The 14,630-nt window shown below is 63.9% G+C and carries 14 protein-coding genes and 1 tRNA gene (1 of these 15 only partly in view); 9 read left to right on the top strand and 6 right to left on the bottom strand.

The genetic code is table 11. The features are described from left to right. Positions 1-415, top strand: partial view of a chorismate mutase gene (gene aroH, locus PLANPX_RS07085; protein ID WP_152098057.1) — the 3' portion only. Its footprint begins 14 nt before the window's first position; 415 of the gene's 429 nt are visible here — the last part of the coding sequence; its start codon lies off the left edge, out of view; the stop codon is at positions 413-415. 72 nt (positions 416-487) lie between these two features. Continuing rightward, a complete protein-coding gene (locus PLANPX_RS07080) occupies positions 488-1,351 on the top strand; it encodes a phytanoyl-CoA dioxygenase family protein (RefSeq protein WP_152098056.1) in 864 nt (287 codons plus the stop codon). Positions 1,352-1,428: 77 nt separating this feature from the next. On the opposite strand, the gene PLANPX_RS07075 is transcribed toward PLANPX_RS07080, so the two are convergent. The 4 genes from PLANPX_RS07075 to PLANPX_RS07060 all read right to left on the bottom strand — a co-directional run bounded on the left by PLANPX_RS07075 (position 1,429) and on the right by PLANPX_RS07060 (position 4,725). Further along, positions 1,429-1,512: transfer RNA gene (locus PLANPX_RS07075), tRNA-Leu, on the bottom strand. A 145-nt stretch (positions 1,513-1,657) separates the two neighbouring features. Then, complete coding sequence (locus PLANPX_RS07070) at positions 1,658-1,999, bottom strand: rhodanese-like domain-containing protein (RefSeq protein ID WP_152098055.1); 342 nt, start codon at positions 1,997-1,999, stop codon at positions 1,658-1,660. A 114-nt stretch (positions 2,000-2,113) separates the two neighbouring features. Next, positions 2,114-3,394, bottom strand: a complete 1,281-nt coding sequence (locus tag PLANPX_RS07065) for a glycosyltransferase (RefSeq protein WP_198421852.1) — start codon at positions 3,392-3,394, stop codon at positions 2,114-2,116. 224 nt (positions 3,395-3,618) lie between these two features. Beyond that, positions 3,619-4,725, bottom strand: a complete 1,107-nt coding sequence (locus PLANPX_RS07060) for a TIGR03009 domain-containing protein (protein ID WP_152098054.1) — start codon at positions 4,723-4,725, stop codon at positions 3,619-3,621. Between the two features lie 228 nt (positions 4,726-4,953). On the opposite strand from PLANPX_RS07060, the gene PLANPX_RS07055 reads away from it, so the two are divergent. From PLANPX_RS07055 to PLANPX_RS07045, 3 genes are all read left to right on the top strand, one after another. Further along, complete coding sequence (locus tag PLANPX_RS07055; RefSeq protein WP_152098053.1) at positions 4,954-5,856, top strand: hypothetical protein; 903 nt, start codon at positions 4,954-4,956, stop codon at positions 5,854-5,856. Positions 5,857-5,940: 84 nt separating this feature from the next. Continuing rightward, positions 5,941-6,858, top strand: coding sequence for a hypothetical protein (locus PLANPX_RS07050; protein WP_152098052.1), 918 nt, complete (start codon positions 5,941-5,943; stop codon positions 6,856-6,858). A gap of 28 nt (positions 6,859-6,886) precedes the next feature. Beyond that, complete coding sequence (locus PLANPX_RS07045) at positions 6,887-7,768, top strand: dockerin type I domain-containing protein (RefSeq protein ID WP_152098051.1); 882 nt, start codon at positions 6,887-6,889, stop codon at positions 7,766-7,768. On the opposite strand, the gene PLANPX_RS07040 is transcribed toward PLANPX_RS07045, so the two are convergent. Further along, positions 7,715-9,259, bottom strand: coding sequence for a serine/threonine-protein kinase (locus tag PLANPX_RS07040; protein ID WP_152098050.1), 1,545 nt, complete (start codon positions 9,257-9,259; stop codon positions 7,715-7,717). The genes PLANPX_RS07045 and PLANPX_RS07040 overlap by 54 nt on opposite strands. Positions 9,260-9,484: 225 nt before the next feature. Between PLANPX_RS07040 and PLANPX_RS07035 the strand changes: the two genes are divergently transcribed. Both PLANPX_RS07035 and PLANPX_RS07030 read left to right on the top strand, forming a co-directional pair. Further along, complete coding sequence (locus PLANPX_RS07035) at positions 9,485-9,802, top strand: hypothetical protein (RefSeq protein WP_152098049.1); 318 nt, start codon at positions 9,485-9,487, stop codon at positions 9,800-9,802. Between the two features lie 279 nt (positions 9,803-10,081). Next, positions 10,082-10,945 (top strand): PEP-CTERM sorting domain-containing protein, encoded by an 864-nt coding sequence (locus PLANPX_RS07030; protein WP_152098048.1) that lies wholly within the window; start codon positions 10,082-10,084, stop codon positions 10,943-10,945. 133 nt (positions 10,946-11,078) lie between these two features. On the opposite strand, the gene PLANPX_RS07025 is transcribed toward PLANPX_RS07030, so the two are convergent. Next, positions 11,079-11,624, bottom strand: a complete 546-nt coding sequence (locus PLANPX_RS07025; RefSeq protein WP_152098047.1) for a cysteine hydrolase family protein — start codon at positions 11,622-11,624, stop codon at positions 11,079-11,081. 89 nt (positions 11,625-11,713) lie between these two features. On the opposite strand from PLANPX_RS07025, the gene PLANPX_RS07020 reads away from it, so the two are divergent. Together PLANPX_RS07020 and PLANPX_RS07015 are read left to right on the top strand one after the other, a co-directional pair. Next, positions 11,714-13,048 (top strand): BBP7 family outer membrane beta-barrel protein, encoded by a 1,335-nt coding sequence (locus PLANPX_RS07020; RefSeq protein WP_152098046.1) that lies wholly within the window; start codon positions 11,714-11,716, stop codon positions 13,046-13,048. Positions 13,049-13,311: 263 nt separating this feature from the next. Next, a complete protein-coding gene (locus PLANPX_RS07015; protein WP_152098045.1) occupies positions 13,312-14,514 on the top strand; it encodes a BBP7 family outer membrane beta-barrel protein in 1,203 nt (400 codons plus the stop codon). Positions 14,515-14,630: the final 116 nt, after the last annotated feature.

The raw sequence follows: 14,630 nt of genomic DNA, 5'->3' as shown, positions 1-14,630 counted from the left end.
CGTTCGCGGGGCGACGACTGTCGCTACAAATGACCGAGAAGAGATTCTGTCGGCCACTCGGCAGCTGTTGGCGCTCATGATTCGCCTCAATGGGATCGAATCACGCGACGTCGCTAGCGCCGTGTTCTCGACGACCCGCGATCTCGACGCCGAATTCCCCGCTCTGGCCGCCCGCCAACTAGGGTGGCTCGATGTTCCGCTGATGTGCGGGCATGAAATGGCGGTCCCCGGCTCGCTTCCGCTCTGTATCCGCGTGATGCTCCACTGGAATACGGAGAAGGAGCAGACTGAGATCGAACACGTCTACGTGCGCGAGGCGAATCGCCTCCGTCCGGATCTCACGAAGCTGCCTGCCGTTGATTGGGAAGAGCTTGAAAGCTGGATCAACGAGCAGATGGCGCCGAAGAAGGCGTAATCCGCAACACTCAGTTGCTGCCGGACGTGCGTGGTGCATCGCCGTTATTCTGCTAACCAGAGAGAGGCGTCCATGGCTCGGGATCTATCGCTCGATCACGCTCCGGTGAGCAACCTCTTCTCTCAGCCGAGCAACGACGCGGAGCGCGCTCGTTATCAAATCACCGAACAGCAGGTCGAGCAGTTTCGCCAGCAGGGGTTTCTGCCGGGGATTCGCCTACTGAACGCCGAGCAAGTCGAGGCGTTGCGAGTTGAGTTGGCAAACTTAGTGCAAGCCGACCACGACGGGGCGGAACTCTGGTACGAATACCACAGCAATGAGTCTGGCGATCCAAGCGCGATCTTATTCCACGCGCTCGGTGCTTGGCGCATCAAGCCGGGGATGCACGACCTCTTGTGGAACCCTGCCCTACTCGAACCAGCCAAGCAATTGCTCGAAGGCCCCGTTCGTTTCTGGCACGATCAGTTGTTCTGCAAACCGGCCCATGACGGCGGCGTCGTGGCGTGGCACCAGGATTACTCGTACTGGACTCGCACGCGGCCGATGGCCCACCTCACGTGCTGGATTGGGCTCGACGACGCAACGACCGAAAATGGCTGCATCCAGTATGTTCCCGGCTCGCACCGCTGGCCGCTGCTGCCGACGACCAATCTTGCCAAGGGGATGGACGCAATTCTTGACGTGCTCACGCCGGAGCAGCGGGCCGAGTTTACGCCGGTCCCCTGCGAACTGAAGGCAGGCGAGGCCGTGTTCCACCACCCGCTCATGCTCCACGGCAGCTACGAGAACCGCAGTCCCCGGCCGAGGCGTGCCGTGGTGATCAACCTGTTCCGCGACGGAACGCTTTCAGATTCGGACAAGCCGCTGCTCACGGGGGTCGATGTGATTCCCCGCGGGGAGAAGATGAGCGGAAGATTCTTTCCGCTGCTGCCTTAGGTCGGGCTTCTTGCCTGACGGACGCCTAGAAACTGCTGCGCCCTAAGAACAGGCGATAAGGCCTAACTGAGCTTAAGTACCGGAGAGAGGACTTGAACCTCCACGCCCTTGCGGGCACATGGACCTGAACCATGCGCGTCTGCCAATTCCGCCACTCCGGCGAGCTACGGTGAACGAGTAACAATCGCAGGTCGAGCCGCGATTTTCAAGGGGGGCTGCGGAGGGTTCAGCAGTCGGGGTTCAGTGTTCAGGAAATCCGGTCTTTTCCCTGTATTTACTGAACCCCGAACCCTCCCACCTGAACCCTTAGTACCGCGCCATCCCCGGCTCGACGTCGGTTGCCCACTGGTCGATTCCGCCGGCCATCGATTGGGCCCGCGCGAAGCCTTGTTCGCGGAGCCAGTTAGCAACCCGCAGGCTACGGCCCCCCTTATGGCAATGGATGACGACTCGCCGCTCCTCGTTACCCGCGAGTTCGCCAACGCGATCGGCAAGGGTGCTCATGGGCAGCAATTGAGCCCCCTCGATCGACGCAATCTCGTACTCATTCGGCTCGCGGCAATCGATGAAGAGGAAGTCTCCGCCCGCATCGCGGAGGGCCTTCACCTCGGGGACGGAGATTTCGATCGGTTCGTTCGCGGCAGACATGGCAGGCCGTATCGGGTTGACGATGAGTAAACGCTGGATAATCCCCCATCTTTCGCAGCGCCGCTAGCAAATGGCAAGGGGCTGCAGACGGGGTTAGCCACGAGAAATTGGCAGTTAGCGGCCTAAAACTTGGTCATAGACCCGTGCCACGTTGGCCGCCATGGCCTCGGCCGAGAAGTATTCGGCATGTCGCGCTTGGGCGTTGCGGCTGAGAGCGGGATAGTCGATCAGCCCTGAAGCCAACTCGTCGATGGCGGCCGCCAACGACGACGCATCGCCGGGCTGCACGAGTAGGCCATCCTGGCGATCGACGACCGCCTCCGGCACCCCTTCAACGTCGCTGGCGATCACTGGCAAGCCGGCTGCCATCGCCTCAAGGACGACCATCGGCAAACCTTCGCCGAACAGACTGGGTAGCACCAGCGCGTCGACCTGCGCGAGCTCTGCGGAAACATTGGTGACGAATCCGGTCCAATCGATCGCGTCATCCAGGCCTAGTCGCGTAGCGAGCCCGCGGACTTCGGCCTCGTAGCCCGGCGTTTCAAACGGCCCGATTGTACGGAGCCTGACGTTGCAGCCGACGCGGCGGGCAATCTTCAGTGCTTCGAGCAGGACTTCGATCCCCTTCCGTGGGCGAAAGAGGGCGGTCATCCCCAACGTTAATGCGGCCGGCGCCTCGCTGCGCGGGGGAACGTCGACCGTCGGCACGCCGTTGGGTACGCAGATCACTTCGCTCGCAGCGAAGCCTTGCTCGATCATGTACCGCCGCACACTTGGCGAAACGGCGATCAAGCGCGACGCGCGGCGAGCCAAACGCCGCTCAAGCCAAGCATTGCTCATATTGCGAAACCAACGGGTCGAGTCGCGGCCCGCTGGACTGTGGACGTGGTAGACCAGCGGCACGCCGGCAAGCCGAGCCGCGTGGGAGGCGACCATCAGCGACCGGGGCGTGTGCGCGTGGACTAGGGCATACCCTTCGTCACGAATCAGCGCCGCCAGTTTGCGGCCGCAGCTGAAGTCAAGCCGGCCTCGCATCGGCACGGAGTAAAGGGCCGCATCACGAAACTTACGGGCATCGGGAAAACGGCCCGGCTTTACGCAGGCGAAGCCGACTTCGTAACCGCACTCGGGTAAGTAACCAGCGAGTAAATCTTGGACGCGCTCCGCGCCAGAATAGTGCTCGCCGTTGATCACATGGAGCGCGCGGACCAGTCGCGGCGGGGCGAGTTCTTCCGCTTCTTCGGCCATGCCGACGTCGAGAATCGCAGGGTCGAACGGGCGACAAAGCTCGTCGTCAGCGCCGGTGGGAAGAGGTAGCGAAGCGACCGGCGTGGCGTCGGACATGAGCGGCGAGACCTGAGCCTGCGAAGGAACGGCCCAGACTGACCGGACCATAGTGCAAGCCTATGTCACGCCGCCTCGGCAAGCGGCGACGGTTGCGGCGGTTGCCGCGAGCGGCTGGCCAACGAGGCCGGTTGTAGCGATTGCGCCGGCGAAGAAGCGAGTCGTCGCATTCCTAGCCCCGGGCTCCGCCCGGGGGGCGCGTCACGCACCGCAACGCTTAGCGGAATAGCAAGCCACCCCCGGGCGGAGCCCGGGGCTAGAGGGGAAACAATCCCCTACCGCTTCAGTTCTAGCGTCGCGTTTGGGTTGGCAGCTTGAGGCGCTGCGCCTGGAGCAGCCGTGCTATCTTCGTTCATCACCCGCGTCCAACCGAGCGGCGTCCGAGGAGCGGTGAATAGCGAGGGGAACCAATCGCCGAGATTCGTCTCGTTAACCCTCGGGGCCGTGAACATGTAAGCGTGGCGTTGCTTGCCGCCCGGCAAGTGGACCTGAATCGCCTTTGGCTGCATCGTCTTACGATCGAGCATCACGTCGACCACGTCGTAGTTGAGGGCGTCGGCGTTCCAGCGCGGGTGGGCTTCGAGCCAGATCGTGCTGGGATCAGAGGTCCGCTGGCGGATCCAGTAGCGGTCCATCAGCTTCTTGGCTTCGGCGCCGAATAGGAATGGCAGCGGGCCGTCGACGATCTTCGTGCCGCGCATCTCTTCGGGGATACTGGTCACTTTGAGTTGCTTGTCGCGGTGGCTGTACTCGTAGACGGCTTTACCGTCGCAAACCCAGTGATCGCCGATTTCGTCTGGCCTGGGCGCCCAATCGCCGGGCGCACTAACGTCGACGTTTTGAGGATCCTTCTTAGTCCAACGACTGATCGAGTCGATCTTGAAGCTCCCCTTGTCGGGCTTCGAGAACGAGAGCGTCCCCCTCTCCTTCGTGAGGGGCTTGTCTGCGCCAGGGCCGAAGACGGCGTCGTATTTCCAGAGTTCGAACGAGGTGTTGAACGTCTTCACGTCGGCGCTCGACTTTTCCCACATGTCGAGAATGCGGAAAACTTCGGCCTTCTCGAGTTCCGTCAGGATAAACGGAGGGCCGGGGGGCAAGCCGATCGGTGCGCCAGTCGGAGTCGTAGCGACGGGCGCGCCGCCATTTGGCCCAGCCACCGGCGCTCCCAGGACGCCGCCCGCCGGAGCGCCGGGTTGCCCGACCCCGACGGCTGCGACTTGGTTGACCGTTCCCGCCGGCTGCTGCATTGGTACGCCGCCAACGCCTCCCGGCTGAGCGCCGTTGACGGGAGTTCCCGGATACTGCTGCCCTTGCGCGATTCCCAACGGGGCCGCTAGCGAAAGGGTTAACGTCGTTCCGAGAAAGAGTCGGCGGAGTTTCATCGCGCTGGTCTCGCGGTGAGGCAATGGCGGAGGGGCGGCCACTGTTCATGGCCGAAATGGGCGCGGAGAATAACAACCTCGCCCCAACGCCGCGAGGGCAGCTTTCACCGAAATCGCAGCCGGCCGGCGGGTGCGGCGAATGCTATCGCCCCGCGGCGGCTCTCCGGCGTATCTTGCCTACGTCAGATTTCTTACGCATTCACTCAACTATGCGCCATTTTTCGCTGCGTGCCGTCGGCGACCGAAAAGATGCTGGAAGAACTCCGCTGGAAAACAAGCCCCGCAGCCACCGCCCTCTACGTTGCAGCTTGTCGCGCGAGTGGCGTTGCGGCCACGGACGGCATGCTGGCCGCGGCGCTCGCAACGCCGGCGGACGCGCTGATTGCCGAGATCGACGCCACGGGCCTCCCGCGCACTGAACTGCTGGCGGAAATAACGTCGCTGGCTGCGGAGTTCGAGAATAACCGGGAACTCGTCACGCGCGCTGCGGCTCGATTGCACGCCGCGCCGCTCTCTTCTCCGACGGCTACACGCATCGCAGGCGCCGTTGGGGAGTTAGAAGCTGCGCTCGGCGGCGAGCAGCCGAACCTCGCAGAAGAACTCGCCGCGCGAGTGCGGCCGCTGCGGGAACAGTGGGAAGCTCGCGGCCCCGGGATGTTGCGGGAGATTGGCCGACTGACCGACGAGGCGATCGTGCCGAGCGCGGCCGAGATTGTGATCGTCTTGCCGTACGCCGGCGGGCGTGGGCTCGCGCATCCGCGGCAGAATCGTATCACACTGGAGGGCGTGCTCGTTCATCCACATCCACAGTTGCCGGAACCGCTGCGGATCGCGTGGCTGCTCGCTCAACTCAATTCCGATCTGCCGCGCTACGCCGATGCGCTGCCGCCAGGCCGATCGGCGTTCGCGTTCGCCGTCGCGCTGGCGCCGGCGACGCTAGCGGCGGCGCAAGAAGTTGAGCTAGCAACGTGTGACGAACCGGCGCTCGGATCGGCCTTCGAGGCGTGGGGACTTAGCGGATCGCTGCCAGCCGACGCGCCGCAGCGCGTCTTCAACTGGTGGAATGCCTGGCTCGATGGGGCGGCGACATGGCCAGTGGCCGTCGCGGCGCTGGAACGGTTGCTGGCATAGGGTGACCTTGACCCGCTGCCGTGCGGCGTCGATCATCCCGGCCCAAACCCGACCGCTTCGTCCACGCTGTTTGCGAGCCATTCGATGCATCACCGCCGCCTGCTTGCCGTTCCGCTGCTGATTGCAGCGCTCGCCGTCCCCGCGGTGGCCGAGTCGGCGCCCCCCGCCGCGCCAGTTGCTCCCGCCGCGACGGGCGCCGTCGTACGCTTCCGCCAGGCGCCGGCAGTCGCTGGCGATCGCGTCACGCAAACGCTCAACGTCGACCTCGGGCTGACGACCACGATCACGCAATCGGGGAAAAAGGCCCACGAAAGTCAAAACCGCATGCGCCGCGAACAGCAGCGGACGATCGAAGTGCTCGAAGTCGCCGAGGGCCGCGCCGTGAAGGCCAAAGCGACGTTTGCCGTCAGTCGGCGGCAGTCGCCCGAAGGGGCAAAGCCCGAGGAACTCGTCACGCAACCGATCGAGGGCAAGTCATATCTCATGGTACGCGAGGGCGATCGCGTGACGATCACCGACCTAGCCGGCGCCGCGCCCCCGGAGGAAGAGACGCGTCTCGTCGCCGAATCGCTCGAAAACGTCGGCAAGCCGAACCCGTTTGCCAGCTTGCTCATCGAACGCCATGTCACCGTCGGGCAACGGATCCTTGTGCCGCGCGACGTGGTGCAATCGCTGCTCGGCTTCGACGGCCCGATCGGTACGGTCCATCGCTTCGAACTGACGCTGGAGAAAGTCGAACCAGCCGCTGCCAATCATGCTTCGCCCGTTGCTCATTTCAAAGCGACGATCGAAGTGCGCCCCAATGCCGAATCGCCGCTGTCGATTGTCCTCAACGGCGAGATGGAGGTGGAGACGGAAACCTGTCGGCTGACCGCCGTGAAGATGGTCGGCCCGGTGCAACTTTCCAGCATTGAGCGGACCGCGGGCGGCATTTTTCAATACTCTGCCGGCGGGGAGCTGAACCTCGCTATCCGCAGCGAGTACGACGCTCGCGTGCGCTGAACGGATTCTGACGATCGAGTTGCCAAGCATGAACGCCGCTACCCTGCCTTCGATTCCTGTGCGTTGGTTCGGCGTTGCGATCGTCAGCCTGGCGGCGCTCGCCACGCAGGCCAAGAGCGCCTCGATCACACTCGCTTCGGCGGAGATGGGCCCAGCCGGGCAAGTCAGCGGCACGCCGATCAATGCGAGCAAGTATATCGGTTGGCGTTTTCGCGTCACGAAGACCATGGCCGTGACGGAAGTCGGCGGGCACGTCGGGGGCCTCAACGGGGAACTGTTTGCTGCGATCGTGTCGCTGACCGCGCTCGATGCGCTGCCGCAGGGAGCGCCGTTCGCCGACGCAACAGTCAAGGCGAACACGACCTTCTTGCCGCCGGCCCCGACCGCGGAATTTCATACTCCGCTCGCCGTGACGCTGCAAGCGGGCACCTACGCGCTCGTCATTGGTTCCGGCAAGTTTGGAGCCACCGGCAACGGCGTCGCTTCTTCGGTGCAGCAGCCGAACATCCTGCCGACGACGCAAGCTTCCTACATCTTCTGGGAGCAATCGGTGCCGAATGTGTTCAATTGGACCGTTGGCTCGGCTAACAACCTGCGATTCACCGTGACGGGCGCGGAACTCACCAGTCCAGCAGACTTCAATCTCGACGGCGCCGTCAACGCGCTCGACCTGCCCGTATGGAAGGCTGGCTTTGGCAACCCGGCTCCAGCCGGCACTGCCAACGGCGACGCAAACGCTGACGGGAAGGTTGATGGCAGCGACTATCTGCTCTGGCAACAGGCGGCGGCCGCCAGCGCCGCCCTACCGACGGCGCACGCCGTTCCCGAACCTGCGGCCGCGACGATGTTGGCGGCGTTACTCAGCATCGGCTGCGCTGCTCGCCGGCGAACTGGCGTCGGCTGCGTCTGAATCAGCCGCGGCGGCAGACGACTCCGCCGCGCGGTGTTGCCGCTCCTGCTTTTGCACGCGCAGGTAGCTCCAGCCGACGGAGCCGATGATGATCGCCACGGTTGCCACCAGGTAGCCGACGAACAGCGACACCACCAACGTCCGATTGTGCCGCGACCAACGGTAGAGCCGCTCGCTGAGGCGATCGCGGTGGGCTCGCACCGGCTCGTCGCCGAGCCAACGCTCGATGTCGTCCGATAAGGCGCGGGCCGAGACGTACCGCCGCTCCGGCGTCGTGTCGAGCGCCTTCATGCAGATCGACGCCAGCGGCCGCGGCAGCCACGGCGCCTGGCTGAGCACGGGAATCACGCGGCCATGCTCGGCCTTAGCGATCATCACGCCTGGATCTTCGTCGTCGGCGTGCGGCAGGCGGCCCGTCAGCATGTGGTACAGCGTCGCCCCCAGACTGTAGATGTCGGTAGGCGGGCCGAGTTCGTCATTTCGGCCCGCCGCCTGCTCAGGACTCATGTAGGCCGGAGTCCCGATCGTCATGCCGACTTGCGTCGAAGTGGCGCCCCCTTCGCTCACCGGCTGGCGCACCATCCGCGTGGTGAGCGCGACGTCTTCGTCGGAGCCGATCACCTTCGCGAGCCCCCAGTCGACGACGAGCGTCTCGCCATACTTGCCGACCATGATGTTCGACGGCTTGAGATCGCGATGGATCACCCCCTTGCTGTGGGCGTAGTCGACCGCGTTGCAGACGTCGACGAACCGCTGCAACAGCTTGCGGATTTCGGGCATGCGCTCGTTCAGCTTGCCGCCGACGTCGGTGGCGTGAAAGCGTTCGAGCACTTCCAGCAAACTCTCGCCGCGGATGAGCCGCATCGCGTAGTAGGGGCGGCCTGTGGCGTCGGCGCCGACGGCGTAGATCGGCACGATGCCGGGATGCTCGAGCCGGCCCGTGATGCGGGCTTCGAGAAGAAAGCGGGCCCGCGAGCTTTCATCGTCGGCCCACTGCGATTTGATTTGCTTGAGCGCGACCGTGCGATCGATTTCGTGATCGCGGGCGAGGAAGACGACGCCAAGGCCACCCTGGGCGTGGACCTGCAGAACGTCGAATCGCTCGCCGGGCGTGAGCGTCGCGGGCGAGGCCCCGGGCGCCGCACGGGAAGCCGGCGAGGCAGCGCGAGTTTCGAACCCCACGTCGGTCGCCAGTGCCACGTCGGAGGCGGGGCCCGCCAGCAGCCGGCGGACGCCGGGAGGAAGCTCGCGCAACCGCGAGGTGCGGGGGTCGACGGCGGTGTCGGTCGCACTGGCCGCAAGGAGGCTTTCAGCTTCCTCCCGCTGCTGCGGGGTGAGGGCGCCCCGCGCGACGAGCACGGCGAGGAGTGGCTGCTCGTTCTTGCCGATCCACTCGACGACCGCCCCCTCAATATCCTGGTCCGACATCCAGCCCCGCTGTTTGACGAGCAGGCAGAGCAGCAGATCGCGGCTGGAAATCGAGGGGGACATGCGTCCGTTGTACCAAGCTGCCGAGCAGGCCGCCAATTGCCCCGGCTCGCGTTCCGTCGCCCCTCGTCAGCCGATGATGGCGCCAGCCGATTCGATCGGAAGAAACGGCGTAACATCTCCCGCCGCCCGCCGCTATTATCCGCGGCAGACGGCTGCGGCCGCTGCGGGAGAGATTGCTCTCCGCACTTTCACAAGACGTTCACCATTTGCCGGGAGAGAGAAATCATGTCACGAACCATTCACACTGCCGTCGCCCTCGCCGCCTTGCTGGTCGGCGGTTCGATCGTCGCCGCCCCGCAAGCTTCCGCGAGCACCGGTTGCTGTTTGCCGCCCGTAACGGTCACGCTCCGCGTCGACGATCCGTGCGATCCCTGCCCCGCCTTCCCCGTGACGGTTTGCGTGCCGGGCGGTTGCGACGAGAGCCCATGCGTGAGCTGGCGGAACGGCGCGTTCGGCCGCCGCGTCGCGACCTACACTTGGCGTTCAACCGGTCACCAAGTCGAGGTCGTCATCACGCGTCGCGGCGAAGTGATCATCCGCTAACGGCAGCTGCCATTCTGTGGGAGGGGTCTCCGACCCCGAAGACGCGCGGCGAATTCACGCCGCCCTGGAGTGGTCAGCGAAATCGGCGTCGGAGACGCCTCCCACAGATCGCCCAATCAGGCCGAGCGGAAGCGTTCGCGTCACGCCAGCGGAGCAAGATTTGCGCGATCCGTCGCTCGCTTCGTGAAACACGCAAACTTTACGAAGAGCCTTTGCGAACGCTCGGGAGTCACCGATATACTCCCGGGCGTGAGGGGCTTTTCTGGAAGGAGGCGTCCCATGACGCGCTTGCTTGGATGGCTGTTGGCGTGCGGCGGAATGCTGGCGGTCGTGTTGGCTGGACCAGCGACGGCTCAGACAGTTTCGACGGAGCACTACCGCTTCCTGCCGAAGCTGAGCGTGTTGAACCAACATGGCGGGTTCGGCGGCTTCGACGTCGATCATCGCGTGATGGGGACGTTTGATTTCGAAGTCGAGATCGGACCGACCGACGTCTGGCCGACCGAGTACGTCGCGAAGTTCTCGGACGTCAATGCGTGGGCGAGCCATCCGATTCTCGCCTACGTGTTGCCGCTGAATCAGACGCTTAACCTCGAAGGATTGGTCGGCCGCAAAGTTCCAGTGAGGGCGCCGATCGATATCTATCGATTTGACGGAACGACCGGTGACGGCTCAAGCGTTGAATTGTACGCCGCGCAGATCGGGCCGTGGCTTCACTTGAAGGCGACGACCACGGCTCCGCCGAACAGCGCCGATTTCTTCGAATACGAGTTGAAAGCGGTCGCGCGCCGGACGCCCTTCGCCGACTTCGACGGCAACTCAAGTGTCGACAACGCCGACCTTGCCACGTGGGCGAGCCGCTTTGGGTTGAAGGCCTCAGCCGGTGATCCGCTCGCTCATGGCGATGCGAACGGTGACGGCGTCACGGATGGCGCCGACTTTTTGGCATGGCAGCGGCAAGCAGGCGAAGTCGTGCCCACGGCGGAGAGTCTCGATGCACTCGTCACGGCGGCGCTGGCAACGGCGAATGGTGCATCGCAGAGTTCGATGGCCGCCGTGCCCGAGCCGGCGACGTTGAGCTTGCTTGGCGTCGCCCTCATTGCCGCTTTCAGACTCCGCCCCCGAAGCTTATCCGACCGGTAGCGCCTTCGTGTTTGAACGATGAGGTTCCCTCCCCTTGAGGGGGAGGGTTAGGGAGGGGTGACTGCAGCGGGTACTAGGGTTCCCCCCCTCCCCCGCCCTCCCCTCAAGGGGGAGGGAGCCAGAACATCTTTGGCTACTTCCAATCCTTCAGCGCCAGCACCTTCGCATAAGCGAACCCTAGCGCGCTCATCGACGCCGCATGAACATCGGCGGCCGTTACGCGACGGCCGTCGAATTCTTGCTCGCGCGTGGCACAGGCGTCGTGGATCACCTCCACTTGGTAGCCGAGATCAGCCGCTGCTCGCGTTCCCCCTTGAATGCACATGTGGCTCATGGCCCCGGCGATGACGAGCTGCTTCACGCCGAGCGCTCGCAACTGTGCATCGAGGTCCGTCTCGCGGAACGAATTCACGTACTGCTTCGTGATGACCGTTTCGCCCGGCAGCGGCTGGACGCTCTCGTGGATGGCAGCCCCATCGCTGCCCGGGCGAAAGAACGGGGCGTCGGGCGACGCAAACTCGTGCCGGATGTGGATTAACGGTTGACCAGAACTGCGAAAGCGATCGAGCAATTCCGCCGCCTTCGCGCTCGCCTCGCCGATGCGATCGAGTTCGTACGCCCCGCCCGGGTAGTAGTCGTTTTGCAAATCGATCAGGAGCAAAGCTTGGGCGGGGTTCATCGAAAGCTCGCAATCAGGGCCGTGGGGAACGACCCCGCGCGGGCCGTCATCGCAACTCAATCGACAAACTTTACCAATCTCCGCCCCGATTGCCACCTGTCGCCGCCCAAGTCGGGGGTGTTCGCTCTCAGCTGCTGATCGACTTTACCGCCTCGGCAAAGCCCGCCGATCGGCTGAAGCCTGCCGATGGCGCCAGTCGTGCCCAGCGATCGGAGAATCCCGCGGATAGCGCCCAGCCGCCGTCGATGAATGCGACAGTCGCGCTCGATTCAGCTGGCAGGACGCCGGTGTCGCAGATGCGATTGCTTGCTCACACGGAGGTCGGGCAGATGAAGGCGGGATTACAAATCATTGGCGTATCGTCGCTAGCGATGGCGACGAGCGTTGCCTCGGCGATCACGCCGATGGAGACGGCGCTGCACAGCCCCGAGTCGATCGACTCGGTATCGTCGGCGGAAGCATCGCAATCGTCCATGATCATCTATGATCGCTCCGTTTCAGAAACGGCCTACAGCGCCGAGTGCACCGACGGCTGCGACAACGGCTGCGGCGACTTGTGCGGCTCGCTCTGTGCGCCGACGTGGAAAGTCCGCGCTGGCGCCGCGATTCTCAATCGCAACCGGCCAGACGGCGTTTCGCTCGTTCGTCCGCTCGGCGGGCTGATCGACATCTCGACCGGCAACGACTTCGACATGGGGTACGCCGGCGGTCCGGACGTCTCGATCGAACGTCGCCTCGGCAACGGCCCGAACAGCATCGAAGCCCGCTTCCTCGGCGGACTCGAGTGGAACTCGCTCCACCAGTACGGTGCGATGGGCGATATCCAAATCGGCCCGATCAACATTCCGCTGACGCTCGACGTCAACGCGAACTATCAATCGAAGCTGAACAGCACGGAAATCAACTGGCGCCACCAACGTTCGGATCGCGTCACCTGGTTGACGGGCTTCCGGATCATTGAGCTGCACGAAGAGCTCGCCTACGACGTCGACTTCATCGTCCCGAACTTGACGGGCGTGAACTGGAACACCGACAACCACCTCTACGGCGGTCAGGTCGGCGCCGACCTCGCGCTATGGCGGCTCAACGCTCCGCTGTCGATTAACGGTTTGTTCAAGGCCGGCGTCTACGGCAACGACGCCGATAACGACTTCACCTTCGACGTGTTGGGCAACCCGCTGATCGACGGCGGCGCTAACAGCAATCCGGTGGCTTTCGTGGGCGAAATCGGCCTAACGACCGCCTACCAAGTGACGCCGCACTTCGCTCTCCGCGGCGGCTATCAGCTGCTGTGGGTCAGCGGCGTCGCGTTGGCGGCCGAACAGGCTCAGCTGACGCTCAACTCCGTGAACCAGAACGTCATCGACACCAAGGGCGACGTGTTCTATCACGGCGCCTTGGTCGGCGGCGAGTTCACTTGGTGATCTTGAACAGTTGCGAACGGTGAGCCCGTCTCGTCCCCGACTACGTCTTCGGGGGCGAGACGTTTGGAAATAGGTGAGTTAGTCGACCGTTCGTACGGAGACATCGAGGGCCTTCGGCAATTCGTTGCCGAGGGCCCTTTTTCGTTGCTTGGGGTGAAAGTGTGCGTCTCTCGTTGATTTCACTGCGAAACCTGAGTGAAATCGCGCACGCCTTCGGCGGTGGTTAAGTGCAGCGGTTGCGGGCGTCGACACTAGTGACTGACATGCCACTGGCGACGGTTGTGACGCCGCTGCTCGCATGTCCCCTGTACGATCGCGCGAATGCGACGGCAGTGGCCACAAGTGTTCCCACCACGATCGCCGACGCCGCTTCCATTCCAGGCGTTGGCTTCTCGGCTCGAAAGGCGGAATCGATGTCGAAGCTGTTGCGCGCCATGGCTGTTGGCTACTTTGGTTTGACGGCCGGAACGACGCTGGCCGTCGAACGCCGCGCGGGCGATTCGATCGCCGACGGCATCGAGTTGACCTCGGCTTGCGATTCAATCGCGAGCGACGAATGTTGCAACGGCGTCGGTTGCGGCGAGGACGTCTCGCTCGACCTCGGGTGCGGCTGCCCCAGCTTGTGGACCGTGCGGGCGGGCGCCGTGATCATGAAACGCGAACGGCCGAACGCCGGCGTGCTGGCAGTGAGCGATCCGGGCAACAACCCGATTTCCAACACCGCCGACTTCGCGTTCGATTGGACCGGCGGCCCCGACGTGTCAATCGTGCGGCAAACGGCCAGCGGCAACGCCTGGGAACTTCGCTACTTCGGCATCTTGGACGCCGAGGCGAATCGCGACTACGGCGATCCGGGCAATTTCAACATTTTGCCATACGGATTCAATACATCGAACTCCCTCACCGCCAACTACGAGTCGACGCTCCACAGCACGGAGTTGAACTGGCTCCACCCCTTCTCGCAGCGGGTGACGTGGCTGGCCGGTTTCCGCTGGATCGAGCTGAACGATCACCTCACCTACACGGTGGGCTTTCCCAGTCCATCGATCATCGACGTCAACTACAACATGCAGAACCATTTGTACGGCGCCCAGACTGGGGCCGACGTGGCCTTGTGGAATCGAGGCGGGCGGCTGACGGTGAACGGCATCGTCAAAGCCGGCGTGTACGGTAACAGCGCCGATAGCAATATCTATGAAATCGACAATGACGGCGATGTGCTGAGCGATGGCGGCGCAAGTTCCAGCCACGTCGCCTTCGTCGGCGATCTGAGCTTTGTTGCAACGTACCAGGTGACGCCGCACTTCGCGCTACGCGGCGGCTATCAACTGCTGTGGCTCGACGGCGTCGCGCTGGCGAGCAATACGGCGTTGCTTGCTAAGAAGGAAATCGACAAAAACGTGATCGGCACGGATGGCAGCCTGTTTTACAACGGCGCGCTGGTGGGCGGCGAGTTCACTTGGTGATCCGCAGCTGGAGGATGCCATTGCCTTGTTGCCTTCGATAAGCGGCCGTCAAATTCTTTGCAGGGAGTCACGAGTCGACTACACTCATCGAGATCGCGGCGCGGCGTTGCGCTGGG

Origin of the sequence: Lacipirellula parvula, assembly GCF_009177095.1 — a bacterium.
GTDB lineage: Bacteria > Planctomycetota > Planctomycetia > Pirellulales > Lacipirellulaceae > Lacipirellula > Lacipirellula parvula.
This window is presented reverse-complemented; position numbering and strand designations above follow the sequence as displayed.

Bases quoted from the DNA above. Each gene is read 5' to 3' on its own strand.
- PLANPX_RS07065 (WP_198421852.1), bottom strand. From the start codon at position 3,394: ATGGTCCGGTCAGTCTGGGCCGTTCCTTCGCAGGCTCAGGTCTCGCCG.
- PLANPX_RS07060 (WP_152098054.1), bottom strand. From the start codon at position 4,725: ATGAAACTCCGCCGACTCTTTCTCGGAACGACGTTAACCCTTTCGCTA.
- PLANPX_RS07030 (WP_152098048.1), top strand. From the start codon at position 10,082: ATGACGCGCTTGCTTGGATGGCTGTTGGCGTGCGGCGGAATGCTGGCG.
- PLANPX_RS07025 (WP_152098047.1), bottom strand. From the start codon at position 11,624: ATGAACCCCGCCCAAGCTTTGCTCCTGATCGATTTGCAAAACGACTAC.
- PLANPX_RS07050 (WP_152098052.1), top strand. From the start codon at position 5,941: ATGCATCACCGCCGCCTGCTTGCCGTTCCGCTGCTGATTGCAGCGCTC.
- PLANPX_RS07035 (WP_152098049.1), top strand. From the start codon at position 9,485: ATGTCACGAACCATTCACACTGCCGTCGCCCTCGCCGCCTTGCTGGTC.
- PLANPX_RS07070 (WP_152098055.1), bottom strand. From the start codon at position 1,999: ATGTCTGCCGCGAACGAACCGATCGAAATCTCCGTCCCCGAGGTGAAG.
- PLANPX_RS07045 (WP_152098051.1), top strand. From the start codon at position 6,887: ATGAACGCCGCTACCCTGCCTTCGATTCCTGTGCGTTGGTTCGGCGTT.
- PLANPX_RS07015 (WP_152098045.1), top strand. From the start codon at position 13,312: ATGCCACTGGCGACGGTTGTGACGCCGCTGCTCGCATGTCCCCTGTAC.
- PLANPX_RS07080 (WP_152098056.1), top strand. From the start codon at position 488: ATGGCTCGGGATCTATCGCTCGATCACGCTCCGGTGAGCAACCTCTTC.
- PLANPX_RS07040 (WP_152098050.1), bottom strand. From the start codon at position 9,259: ATGTCCCCCTCGATTTCCAGCCGCGATCTGCTGCTCTGCCTGCTCGTC.